Annotated in this window: 14 protein-coding genes; 9 read left to right on the forward strand and 5 right to left on the reverse strand. The window is 65.2% G+C overall.

Going from position 1 to position 16,066, the window contains the following annotated elements:
• Positions 1–74: 74 nt before the first annotated feature.
• The gene (locus MMB74_RS25095) at positions 75–1,259 is read right to left on the reverse strand and encodes an acetylornithine transaminase (protein ID WP_277431367.1); all 1,185 of its coding nucleotides are present in this window, start codon (positions 1,257–1,259) and stop codon (positions 75–77) included.
• 264 nt (positions 1,260–1,523) lie between these two features.
• Positions 1,524–2,555, reverse strand: a complete 1,032-nt coding sequence (locus MMB74_RS25100) for a CDP-6-deoxy-delta-3,4-glucoseen reductase (RefSeq protein WP_277431368.1) — start codon at positions 2,553–2,555, stop codon at positions 1,524–1,526.
• Positions 2,556–2,629: 74 nt separating this feature from the next.
• On the opposite strand from MMB74_RS25100, the gene MMB74_RS25105 reads away from it, so the two are divergent.
• Entirely contained in the window at positions 2,630–3,712 is a 1,083-nt protein-coding gene (locus tag MMB74_RS25105) for an NAD-dependent epimerase/dehydratase family protein (RefSeq protein ID WP_277431369.1), read from the forward strand.
• Here the strand turns inward: MMB74_RS25105 and MMB74_RS25110 are convergent.
• From MMB74_RS25110 to MMB74_RS25120, 3 genes are all read right to left on the reverse strand, one after another.
• Entirely contained in the window at positions 3,705–3,917 is a 213-nt protein-coding gene (locus MMB74_RS25110) for a hypothetical protein (protein ID WP_277431370.1), read from the reverse strand. The genes MMB74_RS25105 and MMB74_RS25110 overlap by 8 nt on opposite strands.
• Positions 3,918–4,164: 247 nt before the next feature.
• Entirely contained in the window at positions 4,165–4,887 is a 723-nt protein-coding gene (locus MMB74_RS25115) for a 16S rRNA pseudouridine(516) synthase (RefSeq protein WP_277431371.1), read from the reverse strand.
• An 81-nt stretch (positions 4,888–4,968) separates the two neighbouring features.
• Positions 4,969–5,865, reverse strand: a complete 897-nt coding sequence (locus tag MMB74_RS25120; protein WP_277431372.1) for a LysR family transcriptional regulator — start codon at positions 5,863–5,865, stop codon at positions 4,969–4,971.
• 123 nt (positions 5,866–5,988) lie between these two features.
• On the opposite strand from MMB74_RS25120, the gene kdgD reads away from it, so the two are divergent.
• From kdgD to MMB74_RS25160, 8 genes are all read left to right on the forward strand, one after another.
• Positions 5,989–6,903, forward strand: a complete 915-nt coding sequence (kdgD, locus tag MMB74_RS25125; protein ID WP_277431373.1) for a 5-dehydro-4-deoxyglucarate dehydratase — start codon at positions 5,989–5,991, stop codon at positions 6,901–6,903.
• A gap of 123 nt (positions 6,904–7,026) precedes the next feature.
• Entirely contained in the window at positions 7,027–8,394 is a 1,368-nt protein-coding gene (locus tag MMB74_RS25130) for an MFS transporter (RefSeq protein WP_277431374.1), read from the forward strand.
• Positions 8,395–8,429: 35 nt separating this feature from the next.
• Positions 8,430–9,872, forward strand: a complete 1,443-nt coding sequence (locus MMB74_RS25135; protein WP_277431375.1) for an enolase C-terminal domain-like protein — start codon at positions 8,430–8,432, stop codon at positions 9,870–9,872.
• 99 nt (positions 9,873–9,971) lie between these two features.
• Complete coding sequence (gudD, locus tag MMB74_RS25140) at positions 9,972–11,312, forward strand: glucarate dehydratase (RefSeq protein WP_277431376.1); 1,341 nt, start codon at positions 9,972–9,974, stop codon at positions 11,310–11,312.
• Between the two features lie 29 nt (positions 11,313–11,341).
• Positions 11,342–12,937: a galactarate dehydratase gene (gene garD / locus MMB74_RS25145; protein ID WP_277431377.1), complete on the forward strand. Its 1,596-nt coding sequence runs from the start codon at positions 11,342–11,344 to the stop codon at positions 12,935–12,937.
• Between the two features lies 1 nt (position 12,938).
• Positions 12,939–13,784, forward strand: coding sequence for an NAD(P)-dependent oxidoreductase (locus tag MMB74_RS25150; protein ID WP_277431378.1), 846 nt, complete (start codon positions 12,939–12,941; stop codon positions 13,782–13,784).
• A 5-nt stretch (positions 13,785–13,789) separates the two neighbouring features.
• Complete coding sequence (locus MMB74_RS25155) at positions 13,790–14,716, forward strand: SMP-30/gluconolactonase/LRE family protein (protein WP_277431379.1); 927 nt, start codon at positions 13,790–13,792, stop codon at positions 14,714–14,716.
• Positions 14,717–14,827: 111 nt separating this feature from the next.
• Positions 14,828–16,000: an extracellular solute-binding protein gene (locus tag MMB74_RS25160; protein WP_277431380.1), complete on the forward strand. Its 1,173-nt coding sequence runs from the start codon at positions 14,828–14,830 to the stop codon at positions 15,998–16,000.
• Positions 16,001–16,066: the final 66 nt, after the last annotated feature.

Consider the following 16,066-nt stretch of genomic DNA (forward strand, 5'->3'; position numbering starts at 1 on the left):
CGATGTAAAAAGCCGCATGCGCGAGAGCGCATGCGGCTTTTTTACCGTTGAACCGGCCGTCTGGCGACGCCTTCTTACAGCGAATCGAGCACCGTGCGCAGCATCGCCATCATCTGATCGATTTCATCGTCCGTCACATTCAACGCCGGCATGAAGCGCAGCAAATTCGGCCGAGCGGCGTTGAGCAGCACGCCGGTGGGTTGCAGCTCGCGCGCCTTCTCGACGATCTGCGGTCCGATGTCCTTGCCGAGCATCAGCGCCCGCAGCAACCCTTCGCCGCGTTCGCCCTCGAAGCCGCGCTCGGCCGACAGCTCGAGCAGCTGCGCGCGCAGATACTCGCCGCGTGCGCGCACGCCTTCGAGAAAGCCCGGTGCGGTGAGCGTCTTGATGACCGCGTATCCGACGGCCGTCATCAACGGATTGCCATTGTAGGTGCCGCCTTGCTCGCCCGCTTCGAAGACGGCGACCTCGGCTTTTGACAGCAACGCCGCGAGCGGCACGCCGCCGCCGATGCCTTTGCCGAGCGTCATGATATCGGGCTCGATGCCGGAGAGCTCATAGGCGAACAGCGTGCCGGCGCGCCCGCATCCGCTTTGCACTTCGTCGACGATGAGCAGCAGGCCGTGACGCTTCGTTAGCTCACGCAGTTCGCGCATGAATTCGCGCGTAGCCGGAATGACACCGCCTTCGCCTTGAATCGGCTCCAGCATGACGGCCACGGTTTTATCCCCGATCAGCTTCTCCACCGATGCGATGTCGTTCAACTCGGCTTTCGGGAAGCCCGGCACCTGCGGCGCATACATGGTGTCCCAGCCGGCTTTGCCGCTCGCCGACATCGTCGCGATCGTGCGGCCGTGAAAGCTGTGATCGAACGTGATGATTTCGTAAGCGCCGTTCTTGAATTTCTTGCCCCACTTGCGTGCGAGCTTGATCGCGCCTTCGTTTGCTTCCGCGCCGCTGTTCGCGAAGAAGACCTTATCGAACACGCTATGCTCGGTCAGCAGCGAGGCGAGGTTGGCCATCGGCTCGTTGTAGAACGCCGGCGAGGGATTGATGAGTTGCCGCGCCTGCGTTTCCAGCGCTTCGATCATCGCCGGATGGCAGTGACCGAGGCAATTGACGGCCCAACCTTGAATGAAGTCGAGGTAGCGCTTGCCTTCGCTATCGAAGATCCACGAACCCGCGCCGCGCGTGAATACGATGTCCGGCCGGTTGGTGATGTACATCAGCGACTGCGTCGCGTTCTCTGTCGATTGCATGGCACGGCTCCGCGAAAAATGAAGAAAGAGTGAAGGAGAAATGAAAAAAGCCACGGTAGTCCGTGGCTTTCGCGGTTTGACCGGTGGCGCCTGCTCGCTTGCTGCTGGCGAGGCGCGCGTCCGCTACGAGCCGACGGCTTCCCTTGGCGGGAGCGAGCGGCGACGTCGGAGGGCGGGCAGGTGGCAGGTCATGGGCGCAAGAATACGACAGCGTGTACCTAGATGCAATCGCAGCCACGTTTGCGCTGTCGTATTTTTTCCTCATCAAACGGCATTGACGAGATCGGCCTCGCTCGTGAACGAATCGGCGTAGAACTCGTCGGCCGGCAGGTTGTGATGTGCGGTGAAATCGCGCTGGGCCGATTCGACCATCACCGGCGCGCCGCACGCATAGACCTGATAGCCCGACAGATCGGGCAGATCATCCACGACGGCGCGATGCACGAAGCCGGTGCGCCCGGTCCAGTTGTCGCTCGGATCGGGTTCGGACAGCACCGGGACGAACTTGAAATTCGGGTGATCCTTGGCCCAGCCTTCGGCAAGCTCGAGCATGTAGAGATCTTTCTTGCGGCGCGCGCCCCAGTAGAGCGTGATCGGGCGTTCGACGTTCTTGAAGAACGCGTGTTCGGCGATCGCCTTGATCGGGGCGAAGCCCGTGCCGGAGGCGAGCAGGACGATCGGTTTGTCGGAGTCTTCCCGCAGGAAGAACGTGCCGAGCGGGCCTTCGAAGCGCAGGATGTCGCGCTCCTTCATCGTGTTGAAGACGTGATCGGTGAACACGCCGCCCGGCATATGACGGATGTGCAACTCGATCGGGCCTTCTTGACTGGGGGCGCTCGCCATCGAATAGCTGCGGCGCTTGCCGTCCTTCAGGATGAACTCGATGTACTGCCCCGCGAGGTATTGCAACCGCTCGTTCGCCGGCAATTGCAGCTTGAGCACGATGACATCGTCGGCGCGGCGCTCGATCGCGTTGACGCGGCAAGGCAGCTTCTTGACTTGGACGTCGCCCACGCCTGCAATTTCGCGCACGTCGATGACGAGGTCCGATTGGGCCGTGGCGCAGCAAAACAGGGCCATCCCGCGCGTTTTCTCATCGTTCGAAAGCGCCGACGACGAGTGCGAGCCTTGCTCGATTTCACCCGAGACGACCGAGCCTTTGCACGAGCCGCAGGCGCCGTTTTTGCAGCCGTACGGAACCCCGACGCCTTGGCGCAAGGCCGCGGTGAGCACGGGTTCGTCGGGTTCCACTTGAAATTGCCGGCCGCTTTGCCGGATCGTCACGTTGTATGCCATAGCTCGATCGAAACAAAAAACGAAAAACCTTGGGCGCAGGCGCGTGGCACGGTTGACCGCTACAATGCGCGCACATGAACGCCACACGAATCTTGCGCCGGCCCCGCTTGCTGATCGTCGGGTGCGGCGATGTCGGACTGCGATGCGCAGCGCACTTGCTCGCGCACGCCGGGCAAGCGCGCGTATTCGCGCTCACCACTCGCCCGGACCGCACTGCGGCCCTCCGCGCACATGGGCTCACGCCGATCGTGGGCGATCTCGACGCGCCGCGCAGCCTGCGCCGCTTGGCGGGACTTGCACGCACCGTACTGCATCTCGCACCGCCGCCTTCGAGCGGCGCCGACGATCCGCGCACACGCGCGTTGATCGCGGCCCTCGGCGCTCGCAAGCGCCACCGGGCGGCGGTTCCCGCCGCGCCTGCCGTGAGGCCGTTGCTCAAACGTAGTGCAGCATCGCGCGGGCCAGCATCGCGGCGCTCGGCGCTCGGCATGCCTTTGCCGCACATCCGGGGTATTGTACCCGAGGCACTTCGGGCGGCCGACTTGCGCCCGCCCATCCGTCTCGTCTATGCGAGCACGACTGGGGTCTATGGCGATTGCGCGGGCGCGCTGATCGACGAAACGCGGCCGGTGCGCCCAGCCAGCGCGCGCGCGAAGCGGCGCGTGGCGGCCGAGCGGCGGTTGCGGCAAGCCAACGTGCGCGGCGCGATGGCTGCGAGCATCGTTCGCATTCCCGGCATCTATGCGCGCGACCGGCTACCGCTCGCGCGCATAGAGCAAGGCAAACCCGCATTGAACGAAGCGGACGATGTCTATACGAACCACATCCACGCCGACGATCTCGCTGCGATCATGCTGCGCGTGGCGACGCACGGGCGCATCGGACGCGTCGTTCATGCGTCGGACGATACCGTGCTGAAAATGGGCGCTTATTTCGATCGCGTCGCCGATGCGTTCGGCTTGCCGCGTGTGCCGCGCATTTCGCGCGAGGCGGCCGAGCGCACGCTCGATCCGATGGCGCTCTCTTTCATGCGTGAATCTCGGCGTTTGTCCAACGCGCGCTTGAGGCGCGAGTTGCGCATCGCGCTGCGCTACCCGAGCGTCGACGATTTTTTGAGTGGCGTTGGTCGGGACGAGGGTACGTCTGAGGCTAAATGAGCGCGGGCAACGCTTCTAGCAGCAGAAAGCAAAACAGCGCGCCGATCAACGCGCCGATGAGGTTCGGATCGTACCGGCGCCGAACATGCATGACGGTCAGCAGCGCGCCGATGAGAATCGCACCCAGCGCGGCAAACGCAAGTACGACGTACGAAATCTCGAACGTACCGTTGATGACCACGGCAGCCTCCCCTGCAAAGCTCATTGTCGGCAGACCACCCGCGCCGGCGTCGGTCTACCGCGTTTGAGGCCAGTATAGGCGGGCCGCCTGCGCCGCCCCATAGGGGGCGGACCCGATATGGCCGGGCTTTTGCGTTGGTCCGTGCGTTGACGCACCTTTGGCGCGTGCGTCTCGAGCTCGGTGCGGGGCATCGCTAGGTTGGCGTTCGGATGCCTATACGGCGCCTATGGGCACTCATGGCGCCTGCAACGCTTCTGGGCGAAGGCGCGCGTTACGCCGGCGTTGGGCTCGATGCGCCGCGCAACGCTTGCAGTTGCGCGTCGTCGAGCCATTGCCACGCACCGGGGGCAAGGTCTCGAGGGAGCGCGAGCGCGCCGATCCGCTCCCGGTGCAACGCCTCGCAACGATTGCCGGCCGCCGCGATCATGCGCTTGACTTGGTGGTATTTGCCTTCGTTGACGGTGATTTCGAGTTGCCTTTCGTCACGCATCGCTACGGCGGCGGCCGCGATCGGCGTTTTTTCGCCATGGAGCAGGACGCCTTCGCGCAGCGCTTGCAACTGACGCTCGTCGAGCGGGTGCCGCGTGGTCGCTAGATACGTCTTCGGAACCTTGCGCTTGGGCGAGGTGTAGGTGTGGACGAATTGGCCGTCGTCGGACAGCAACAGCAAGCCCGTGGTGTCTTCGTCGAGGCGGCCGACGCATTGCACGCCGCGTGCCGCGAGTTGCGGGGGCAACAAGCTGAACACGCTATTGTGATGCTGCGGCTCGCGCGAACATTCGTATCCGGCCGGTTTGTTGAGCATCGCATAGGCGCGCTCGCGATAACGCCACGGGGCGCGATCGACCTCAAACGTAAATTCCTCCACCGCGAAATCGGCGTCGGCATCTAGGCAGATGCCGCCTGCCACCGCCACACGTCCTTGCGCGATCAAAGCGCGGCATTGGCGCCGCGAGCCGAAGCCTTGAGTGAAAAGAATGCTTTCGAGGTCCATGGCATGCGTCGGTCCACAATGGCCGCGATTGTACGCTGCGCCGCTGCCGCCACCATCGCAGCAGCGGACCGACGCCGCACCTTACCGCGCACGCGCCACGGCCTTCTGCAAATCGTCCTTCAAGGCGTCGAAGACCGGGTTGTCGTTGTCCTTGCGATAGACGAAGCGCAACTCGACAGGCTTGAGCGGCGTCGTGCGCACCGGCCTGTACGCGACCCCCTTGAAATGGAGCATGGCCGCCGCCGCGGGGATCAACGCCACCCCGATGCCGGCTCGCACGAGCGCGAGCATCGAATGGATCTGGCTCACGTATTCCACGATGTCGGGCAACACCCCGGCGCGTTCGAGCAGCCCGCTCACGAGCTGATGAAAGTAGCGCGCCTCATACGGTGAATACATCAACAAAGGCCGCCCTTCACAATCGGTGAGCGTGGGCCGCGCAGGCCACTCTTTTGCCGCCGCCGCCGGTAACGCCAGCACGAGCGCATCGTTCGGGCAGGGCCGATCGACGAGCTCGCCGTGCTCGACGGGCGGCCGCAGCAGTCCGAAGTCTATTTCGCGCGAATCCAAGGCCTCCAACTGCGCGCCGCTCACCATCTCTTTGAGCGTGAGCCGCACGCCCGGCGAGGCCGCCCGCACCGCGCTCACGAGCGCCGGCAGCACACCGTAGCCGACCGATGCGGTAAAGCCGATCGCCAGCGTGCCCGAAGAGCCCGCCGCCACGCGGCGTGCGGTGGCCGCGGCCTCGTCGGCCAGGCGCAAGATGCGCGCGGCATCGGGCAAAAAGCTGCGGCCCGCGGCCGTGAGCTTGACCGAGCGGCTCGAGCGAGCGACCAGTTCGGTGCCGACCTGATGCTCGAGCAGCCGGATCTGCCGCGACAGCGGCGGCTGTGTCATATGAAGCCGCTCGGCGGCGCGGCCGAAATGCAGTTCTTCGGCGACGGCGACGAAGCAGCGGAGGTGGCTCAGTTCGAACATCGATACAAAACATGAATCAATCGAAACATTCGTTATCTTGGACGTGAATCGTTCGCGGTGCAAGAATCGTCGCATTGCATTACATCACTCAACGCTTTCTTGCGCTTCGTTGCGCCACCCGCCATGTCACGTTACACGCCCACCGAATTCGCCCGCCAGATCGGCACCGGTCTGCTTTCGTTTCCCGTCACCCATTTCAAGGACGACTTCTCGTTCGACAATGCCGCTTATCGCGCGAATCTGGATTGGTTGTTCAGCCATCCGGCCGCGGGCCTTTTCGCCGCGGGCGGCACAGGCGAATTCTTCTCGCTGACGCTGGACGAAGTCGAGCGCGTCGTGCGCGCGGCGGTCGAGCAGACGGGCGGGCGCGTGCCCGTGATCGCACCGGCCGGCTACGGCACGGCGATCGCAACGCAACTGTGCGCTTCGGCCGAGGCGGCCGGCGCCGACGGTATCTTGCTGCTGCCGCCGTATCTGACGGAAGCGCCCGCCGACGGCCTGGCGGCGCACGTCGAACAAGTGTGCAAATCGACGCGCCTGGGCGTGATCGTCTACAACCGCGCCAACCAAGTGCTAGACGAAGTGGCGCTCGAGCGTTTGGCCGAGCGGTGCCCGAACCTCGTCGGCTTTAAGGACGGCGTGGGCGACCTCGAACTGATGACGCGCATTCACGCGCGTTTGGGCGATCGCTTCACCTACGTCGGCGGCTTGCCGACGGCCGAGACGTTCGCGCTGCCGTATCTGACGCTGGGCGTGACCACGTACTCGTCCGCGATTTTCAATTTCGTGCCCGAGTTCGCGCTCGATTTCTATACGGCCGTGCGCGCGGGCAATCACGCGAAGGTCTATGCCGACCTGAACAAATTCGTGTTGCCCTACATCGCGCTGCGCAACCGCAAGCGCGGCTATGCGGTGTCGATCGTGAAGGCCGGCATGAAGGCAATCGGCCGCAGCGCCGGTCCGGTGCGCGCACCGCTGACCGATTTGACCGAAGCGGAGCAGGCCGAGCTGAAGACGCTCATCGCTCGCATCGCGTAGGCGTTGGCTCACGTGACCGGCGCGCGCCCGGCGTGCGCCGATGAATAGAACCCGGGCCGTCGAGCCTGGACGCAAGACTCATCCGCGGCGCATATCAAAGGCGCTTGCGCGAAGGAGGGGACGATGCAAACCAAAACCACGACAGCGGGCGCGACGGCTGTGCCGCAGGCCTTGCGCGCCACGCGCGTGCGCTACCTCGTTCTCGCGATGCTGTTCATTGCGACGACGATCAATTACGCCGACCGCGCGAGCATTTCGATCGCCGGCTCGGCGATGCAAAAAGACTTCGGCATCAGCGCCGTGTCGCTCGGCTATATCTTCTCGGCGTTCGGCTGGTCGTACGTGATCGCGCAGTTGCCGGGCGGCTGGTTGCTCGACCGGTTCGGCTCGCGCCGCGTCTATGGCGTCAGCATTTTCCTGTGGTCGCTGTTCACCCTGTTTCAGGGCACCATCGGTTTTCTCGCAGGCGGGGCCGCGATCGCGGCGATGTTTGCGTTGCGCTTTCTCGTGGGTTTCTCCGAAGCGCCTTCCTTTCCGGCCAACAGCCGCATCGTGGCCGCATGGTTTCCGGCCAATGAGCGCGGCACGGCATCGGCCATCTTCAATTCTGCGCAGTATGCGGCCACCGTCATCTTCGCGCCGTTGATGGGCTGGCTCGTGCATTCGTTCGGCTGGCATTCGGTGTTCGTCGTGATGGGCGTGCTCGGGATGGCCATGGCCCTTGCGTGGCGCTTGTTCATGAAAGACCCGAAGGATCATCCGCGCGTGAATCGCGCCGAGATCGAATACATCGAGGCGGGCGGCGGACTCGTCGATCTGGATCGCGGCGTGCGCGGTGCGCGCAAGCAAGGCCCCGATCTGCGCCACATCAAGCAGTTGCTGCGCAGCCGCATGCTGATGGGCATTTATCTCGCACAGTACTGCATCAATGCGCTGACGTATTTCTTCATCTCTTGGTTTCCGGTCTATCTCGTGCAGGCGCGGGGCATGTCGATCCTGAAGGCGGGCTTCGTTGCATCGGTCCCCGCCATCGCGGGCTTCTTGGGCGGCGTGCTCGGGGGCATCATTTCCGATGCGTTGCTGCGACGCGGCGCATCGCTCTCGCTCGCACGCAAGCTGCCGATCGTCCTCGGCATGCTGCTGTCGATGAGCATGGTGATCTGCAATTACGTCGACGCGCAGGCCATCATCGTGGCCGTCATGGCGCTGGCATTCTTCGGTAAGGGCCTGGGCGCCCTCGGCTGGGCCGTCAACTCGGACACCGCGCCCAAGGAGATCGCGGGCCTGAGCGGCGCCTTGATGAATACGTTCGGCAACTTGTCGAGCATCACGACGCCGATCGCCGTCGGCTATATCGTCGGCCACACGGGCTCGTTCAATGGCGCGCTCGTGTTCGTCGGCCTGCACGGCCTCGTCGCCTGCGTCTGCTATCTGTTCGTGGTTGGGAAGATCGAGCGCGTGAAGCTCGGATCGATCCCTTCGTCGAACTGATCGAACGCATCGAATCGAAAAGGAGAAGCACCAAGGTGGACGGGCAAACGACCGATTCCCTCACGCAAAGCGGCACGCCGCGCGTGACGAGCATGCGCGTGATCCCCGTGGCGGGCCGCGACAGCATGCTGCTCAATCTGTGCGGCGCGCATGCCCCGTTCTTCACGCGCAACCTCGTGTTGTTGACGGACTCGGCTGGGCGCATGGGCGCGGGCGAAGTGCCCGGGGGCGAGGGCATTCGCGGGGCGCTCGAACGCATCGCCCCGCTCGTGATCGGCAGTGAGCTCGGGCGCATGAACGGCACGCTCAATGCGATACGCCGCGCGCTGGCCGGCGGCAGCGGCGAGGCGCATCGGGGCACCGTGTACGAGGTCGGTTCGGAAGCGGAGTCGGCCGTGCTGCGTCAGCCGCACGAAATCAACTTGCGCATGGACAACGTGCTGACCGCCGTCGAAGCGGCGTTGCTCGATTTGCTCGGTCAGTGCCTGGGCGTGCCTGTCGCGCACCTGCTCGGCGGCGGCCAGCAACGCGAGCGCGTGCCGATGCTCGCCTATCTGTTCTATGTCGGCGATCGCGCGAAGACGGACCTGCCGTACGTCGACGGTAGCGGCGAGCGCGACGACTGGCTGCGCTTGCGTCACGAGGCGGCGCTCACGCCCGCCGCGATCGCGCGCCTGGCCGAAGCGGCGACCGAGCGCTACGGGTTCGTCGATTTCAAGTTGAAGGGCGGCGTAATGGACGGCGCCGAGGAAATGGAAGCGATTGCGGCGCTCAAGGCGCGCTTTCCGCACGCACGCGCGACGCTCGATCCGAACGGCGCATGGTCGCTCGACGAGGCGATCGCTCTGTGCCGCGGGCAAGGTCACTTGCTCGCCTACGCGGAAGATCCCTGCGGACCCGAGCATGGCTACTCGGGCCGCGAGACGATGGCCGAGTTCCGGCGCGCGACCGGCATTCAGACGGCAACGAACATGATCGCCACCGATTGGCGTCAGTTGGGCCATGCGTTCGTGCTCGGCGCGATCGACATTCCGCTTGCCGATCCGCATTTCTGGACGATGCAGGGCTCGGTGCGCGTGGCGCAGTTGTGCAGCGAGTTCGGCCTCACGTGGGGCTCGCATTCGAACAATCATTTCGATGTGTCGCTCGCCATGTTCACGCACGTCGCTGCCGCGGCGCCCGGGCCGATCACCGCGATCGACACGCACTGGATTTGGCAAGAAGGCGCCGAGCGCCTCACGCGCGAGCCGTTTGCGATCGAAGCGGGACAAGTGTCGGTGCCGGCCCGGCCGGGACTGGGCATCGAGATCGACCTCGATCGCGTCGAGCAGGCGCATGCGCTTTATCGCACGCTCGGCAATGGCGCACGCGACGACGCGGCGGCGATGCGCTATCTCGTGCCAGGCTGGACCTACGACCCGAAACGGCCGAGCTTCGGCAAAGCAGTGCGTGGCGGCGGCGCGAATGCTCGCCGCTGACGGCCGCGTTCGACGGCATTGAATTCGCTTCGATGAAAACCCGCTTCGAAGCGGCTAGACCTTGAAATCGATGAGCAAGACGCAATGACGAATCCGACGATGCATTCTCCGACGCAGTCGACCCCGGTGGTGACGCGCATGCGCGTGGTGCCCGTGGCCGGGCGCGACAGCATGCTGCTCAATCTAAGCGGCGCGCATGGCCCCTTCTTTACCCGCAACATCGTCATTCTCGAAGATAGCGACGGGCGCACGGGCCTGGGTGAGGTGCCCGGCGGCGAGTCGATTCGGCGCACCTTGGAAGAGGCGGGCGCGCTCGTGGTCGGCGCATCGCTCGGCCGCTGGCAGGACGTGCTGAACCAGGTGCGCCGGCGCTTTGCCGATCGCGATGCGGGCGGCCGCGGCACACAGACGTTCGACCTGCGCGTGACCGTGCATGCGGTGACGGCCATCGAGGCGGCGCTGCTCGATTTGTTGGGGCAACACTTGGAGGTGCCCGTCGCCGCGTTGCTCGGCGAGGGGCAGCAGCGCACGCATGTGCCGATGCTGGGCTACTTGTTCTACGTCGGCGAGCGCACGCGCACGCCGCTGAACTATCGCAGCGAAACCGATGCGGCCGATCCGTGGTTCCATCTGCGCAATGAGCCGGCGCTCACGCCCGAGGCGGTCGTGCGGCTGGCCGTGGCCGCGCACGAACGCTACGGGTTCCAAGACTTCAAGCTCAAAGGCGGCGTGCTGCCCGGCGAAGAGGAAATCGCGGCGGTGACCGCACTTGCCGAGCGATTCCCCGACGCGCGCATCACGCTCGATCCGAACGGCGCGTGGTCGCTCGCGGAGGCGGTTCGCCTGTGCCGCGGCAAGGACGAGGTGCTAGCCTACGCCGAGGACCCGTGCGGCGCGGAGAACGGCTATTCGGGGCGCGAGGTCATGGCCGAATTCCGGCGCGCGACGGGCTTGCGCACGGCGACGAACATGATCGCGACCGATTGGCGTCAACTCGGCCATGCCGTGACGCTCGGCGCGGTCGACATTCCGCTCGCCGATCCGCACTTCTGGACGATGCGCGGTTCGGTGCGCGTCGCGCAGCTTTGCGCCGAGTGGGGCCTGACCTGGGGCTCGCATTCTAACAATCACTTCGATATTTCGCTCGCGATGTTCACGCATGTCGCGGCGGCAGCGCCGGGCGAGATCACGGCGATCGACACGCATTGGATTTGGCAGGACGGCCAGCGCATCACGCGCGAGCCTTTCACGATCGAGCAAGGACGCGTTGCCGTGCCCGCGCGCGGGGGGCTGGGGATCGAGCTCGACGAAGAGGCGCTTGCCGGTGCGCATGCGCTTTATCTCGAACATGGCCTCGGCAGCCGCGACGACGCGGCCGCGATGCAGTATTTGATTCCCGGCTGGACGTTCGACAACAAGCGTCCGTGCCTGGTGCGCTGACAGCACGTTAAACGATGAGGTCTTTTGCAATGTCTGCTTCAACTTCCGCGCCCGAACCGGCCGCCGAACGCGCGCTCACGATTCGCTTGGACGAGCGCGACAACGTCGCGATCGTCGTGAATGCGCGCGGTCTTGCGGCGGGGGCGGTGCTCGACGATGGCACCGTGCTCGCGCAGGCCGTGCCGCAAGGCCATAAAGTTTCGCTGGCCGACTTGGCGCAAGGCGATGCGATCGTGCGCTACGGCGAGATCATCGGTTACGCGACCAAGACGCTCGCACGCGGCAGCTGGGTCGACGAAAACGCGGTGCAATTGCCGCAGCCGCCGGCGCTCGACGCCTTGCCGCTCGCCACGCGCAAAGCGCCGGAGCTGCCCAAGCTCGAAGGCTATACGTTCGAAGGCTACCGCAACGCCGACGGCACCGTCGGCACGAAGAACGTGCTCGGCATCATGACGAGCGTGCAGTGCGTGGCGGGCGTGACCGAGTACGTGGTCGGGCGCATCAAGCGCGAGTTGCTTCCGCGCTATCCGAACGTCGACGACGTGGTGGCGCTCACGCATACCTACGGCTGCGGCGTCGCGATCAACGCGCCGGCAGCGATCGTGCCGATCCGCACGCTGCAGAACCTCGCCGTCAACCCGAACTTCGGCGGCGAGGTGATGGTGATCGGCTTGGGCTGCGAAAAGCTCGTGCCCGAGCGGCTCGTGCCCGCCAAGCTCGCGCCGGGCGGACGCATTCCGATCGAAGTGGCGGGTAAGCCGCAATCGCCCGTGCTGTCGCTGCAGGACGAGGCGTACGAGGGCTTCGGCGAGATGGTCGATGCGATTCTCGAGATGGCCGACGAGCGGCTCGCGCGCTTGAACGAGCGTCGCCGCGAGACGTGCCCCGCATCGGATCTCGTGATCGGCGTGCAGTGCGGCGGCAGCGATGCGTTTTCCGGCGTGACGGCCAACCCCGCCGTCGGCTTCGCGGCCGATCTGATCGTGCGCGCGGGCGGCACGGTGATGTTCTCGGAAGTGACCGAAGTGCGCGACGCCATCCATCTGCTGACGCCTCGCGCAGTGGACGAAGAGGTGGGCCGTGCGCTCTTGCGCGAGATGGCCTGGTACGACGATTACTTGAGCGGCGGCCGCGCCGATCGCAGCGCGAACCCGTCGCCGGGCAACAAGCGCGGCGGGCTCTCGAACGTGGTCGAGAAAGCGCTCGGCTCGATCGTCAAATCGGGCACGAGCCCGATCGTGGACGTCCTCGGCCCCGGCGAAAGAATGCGGCGCAAAGGCCTCATCTTTGCGGCGACGCCCGCTAGCGACTTCGTCTGCGGCACGCTGCAACTGGCTTCCGGCATCAACTTGCAGGTCTTCACGACGGGCCGCGGCACGCCTTACGGCTTGGCGATGGCGCCCGTGATCAAGGTGTCGACGCGCAAGTCGCTGTCCGAGCGTTGGTACGACCTCATCGACCTCGACGCGGGCCGCATCGCGACGGGCGAGGCGAGCATTGCCGATGTCGGCTGGGAGCTCTTCCATATGATTCTGGAAGTGGCGAGCGGCCGCCGCCAGGTGTGTGCCGACAAGCTCGGCCTGCACAACGATCTCGTGCTGTTCAACCCCGCGCCGGTGACCTGACATGACGCAAGCGTCTCACATCGCCGATCCCTTGGACGGCATTCGCACGCACTGCGGCCGCATCTTGTTGACGGGCGCGGCGGGCGGGCTTGGCCGCGTATTGCGCGAGCGGTTGCGGCGTTATGCCGACGTGCTGCGCATCTCCGATATCGCACCGCTCGGCGAGCCGCGCGAGGGCGAGGAAGCGCTCGTCTGCGATCTAGCCGATGCCGCTGCCGTCGATGCGCTCGTGGCAGGCGTGGACGCGATCGTGCATCTGGGCGGCGTGTCGGTCGAGCGCCCATTCGAAGAAGTGCTGCCGGCCAATATCCAAGGCGCTTACAACTTGTACGAAGCTGCGCGCCGCCATGGCGTACGTCGCGTCGTATTCGCAAGCTCGAACCATGTGACCGGTTTTTATCGGCAAGGGGAAGTGATCGATGCGACGGCCGCACCGCGACCCGATAGCTACTACGGCTTGAGCAAGGCGTTCGGCGAGCAGCTCGCGCGTTTCTACTTCGACCGTTACGGCATCGAAAGCGTGTGCGTGCGGATCGGCTCCTCGTTCCCCGAGCCGAAGGATCGCCGCATGCTGTGCACCTGGCTCGGCTACGACGATCTCGAACAGCTCGTGCGGCGCGCCATGTTCGTGCCGAACGTGGCATGCACGATCGTCTATGGCGTATCGGCCAATCGCGATGGCTGGTGGGACAACGCACAAGCCGCACTGCTCGGTTACGTGCCGACCCAGTCGAGCGAGCCGTGGCGCGAGCGCATCGAACGCGAGCAGCCGCCGCTTCCCGACGACGACCCCGTTCGCCTGTTCCAGGGAGGCTCGTTCGTGACGGCCGGGCCGTTCGGAGACTGACCGCCATGGCAGCGACGACATCGATCGAACGAATCGGCGAGATGCACTGCAGTGTCGGCGAGAGCCCGATCTGGCATCGGGCCGAGCGCGCGCTCTATTGGACCGACATCGTCGGGCGCAGGCTATGGCGCTGGGACGCTTGCACGGGCCATACGCACGCGTGGGCGCTGCCCGAGATGGCGGGCTCGTTCGCGTTGGTCGAGCAAGGCGGGATCGCGCTGGCGATGGAGACCGGCGTCTATCTGATGGCACAGCCCACGCCCGACGAGCCGATGACGAGCGGCGGCTGTTTGGCGATGGTCGTGCACGCGGCGGACGACATGCGCTTCAACGACGGGCGCTGCGACCGGCAAGGACGCTTCATCGGCGGGACGATGGTGCGCGATATGGCGCTCGCCAGCTCGGCGGGGCGTCTGTATCGGCTCGACGCGGGGCGGCGCAAGCTGCATGTGCTTTGCGACGACCTGATCGTGCCGAACGGCCTGGCGTTCAGCCCCGACGGCCGCACGATGTATTTGTCCGACTCGCATCCGAGCCGGCGCGTGATCTGGTCGTTCGATTACGACGTCGACGACGGCGTGCCGCACGGCCGGCGCGTATTCGTCGAGATGCCCGCGTCGTCGCACCTGGGCCGCCCCGACGGCGCGGCGGTCGACGCGCAAGGATGCTATTGGATCTGCGGCAACGACGCGGGCCTCGTGCATCGCTTCACGCCGTCGGGCAAGCTCGATCGCAGCATTGCGGTGCCGGTCGCCAAGCCGGCGATGTGCGCGTTCGGCGGCGCGCAGATGGACACGCTGTTCGTCACGTCGATCCGCGTCGAAGGCGACGCGCTGTCGGGCGCGACGTTCGCCCTCGATGCCGGCGTCGAAGGATTGCCCGAGCCCATGCTGCGGCTTCCGAGCGATGCGACGCGGGCGGGCGGGGCATAGCGGGCGGGCAAGGAGGGAAGCAACGCGATGCAAGCAGGCAGAGGCAAGCAAGCAGGCAGGCAGCAACACGAATCTACGAAACGGGACATCCCGATAACCTTTGGAGGAGACATGGCAGGTTCAACTATCGCGCGTCGTATCGGCTGCATCGCTGCGGCGCTCAGTTTGTCGGTGGCGGCGACGGCGAGCTTCGCCGCGCCGGTATCGCTGAACATCGTCGACGTGGCGGGCAATCTAGCGCTGACGAAAGCCGGCTTCGAGGCGTTCAAGGCGAAGTATCCGGATCTGGTCGGCAACATCACGTACACGAACGCACCGGCGCCGCAGTTGCCGGGCAAGATCAAGGCGATGCAGGCGGCGGGCCGCTCTGATATCGATCTCGTGCTGACGGGCACCGATGCGCTGGCAGCGGGCATCGAGCAGAAGCTCTGGGTGAAGCTCTTGCCCGATCAAGCCGCGCACTTCCCCGGCGTGCTCGACAGTTACGCACCGGGTCCGCGCAAGATGCAGGATCTCGCGCAAGGCTATGGTCTCGAAGTGGTCTACTCGCCGGCCGGCCCGCTGCTCGAATACAACCCGGATCACGTGAAGCCGAACGAAGTGCCGAAGACGCCCGACCAGTTGCTCTCGTGGTGCAAGGCGCATCCGGGCAAGCTGATCTATGCGCGCCCTGCGAATTCGGGGCCGGGCCGTGCCTGGCTGATGGGGTTGCCGTATCTGCTCGGCGACAAGGATCCTCAGGACCCGGACAAGGGCTGGGACAAGACGTGGGCGTTCCTCAAGCAACTGAACGAGTGCGTTCCCTATTACCCGGGCGGAACCTCCGCGGTGATGAAGGAAATCGGCGAAGGTTCGCGCGACATGACGGTCACGATGACGGGCTGGGACATCAACCCGCGCGCACTTGGTATCGTGCCGGCGAACTTCCGCGTAGCCGCGTTCGACAACATGACGTGGGTGAACGATGCCCAGTTCATGGTCATTCCGAAGGGCGTGTCCAAGGAGAAGCTCGAGGTGCTCTACAAGCTGCTCGACTTCATGATGCAGCCGGCCCAGCAGGCGATGACCTACGACGACGGCTACTTTTATCCGGGGCCGGCGATCAAGGGCGTGCAGGTCAAGGACGCGCCGGAGAAGAGCCGCGTCGTCATCGAGAAGTATGGCCGTCCCGAGTACGGCGCTTGGATCGCGAAGTATCCGAATGCCCTGCCCTTGCCGGCCGACAAGATGGTCGCCGCGTTCCAGAAATGGGATCGTGAAGTAGGCGCGCAGAAGACGAAGTAAGCAACGAAAGCGAAATGCACGTGGCCGGGCGAACCGGTCACGTGTCGAGAGGTCCGTTAGGAAATT

The sequence above is a fragment of the Trinickia sp. Y13 genome, from assembly GCF_029522115.1.
Classification (GTDB): Bacteria; Pseudomonadota; Gammaproteobacteria; order Burkholderiales; family Burkholderiaceae; genus Trinickia.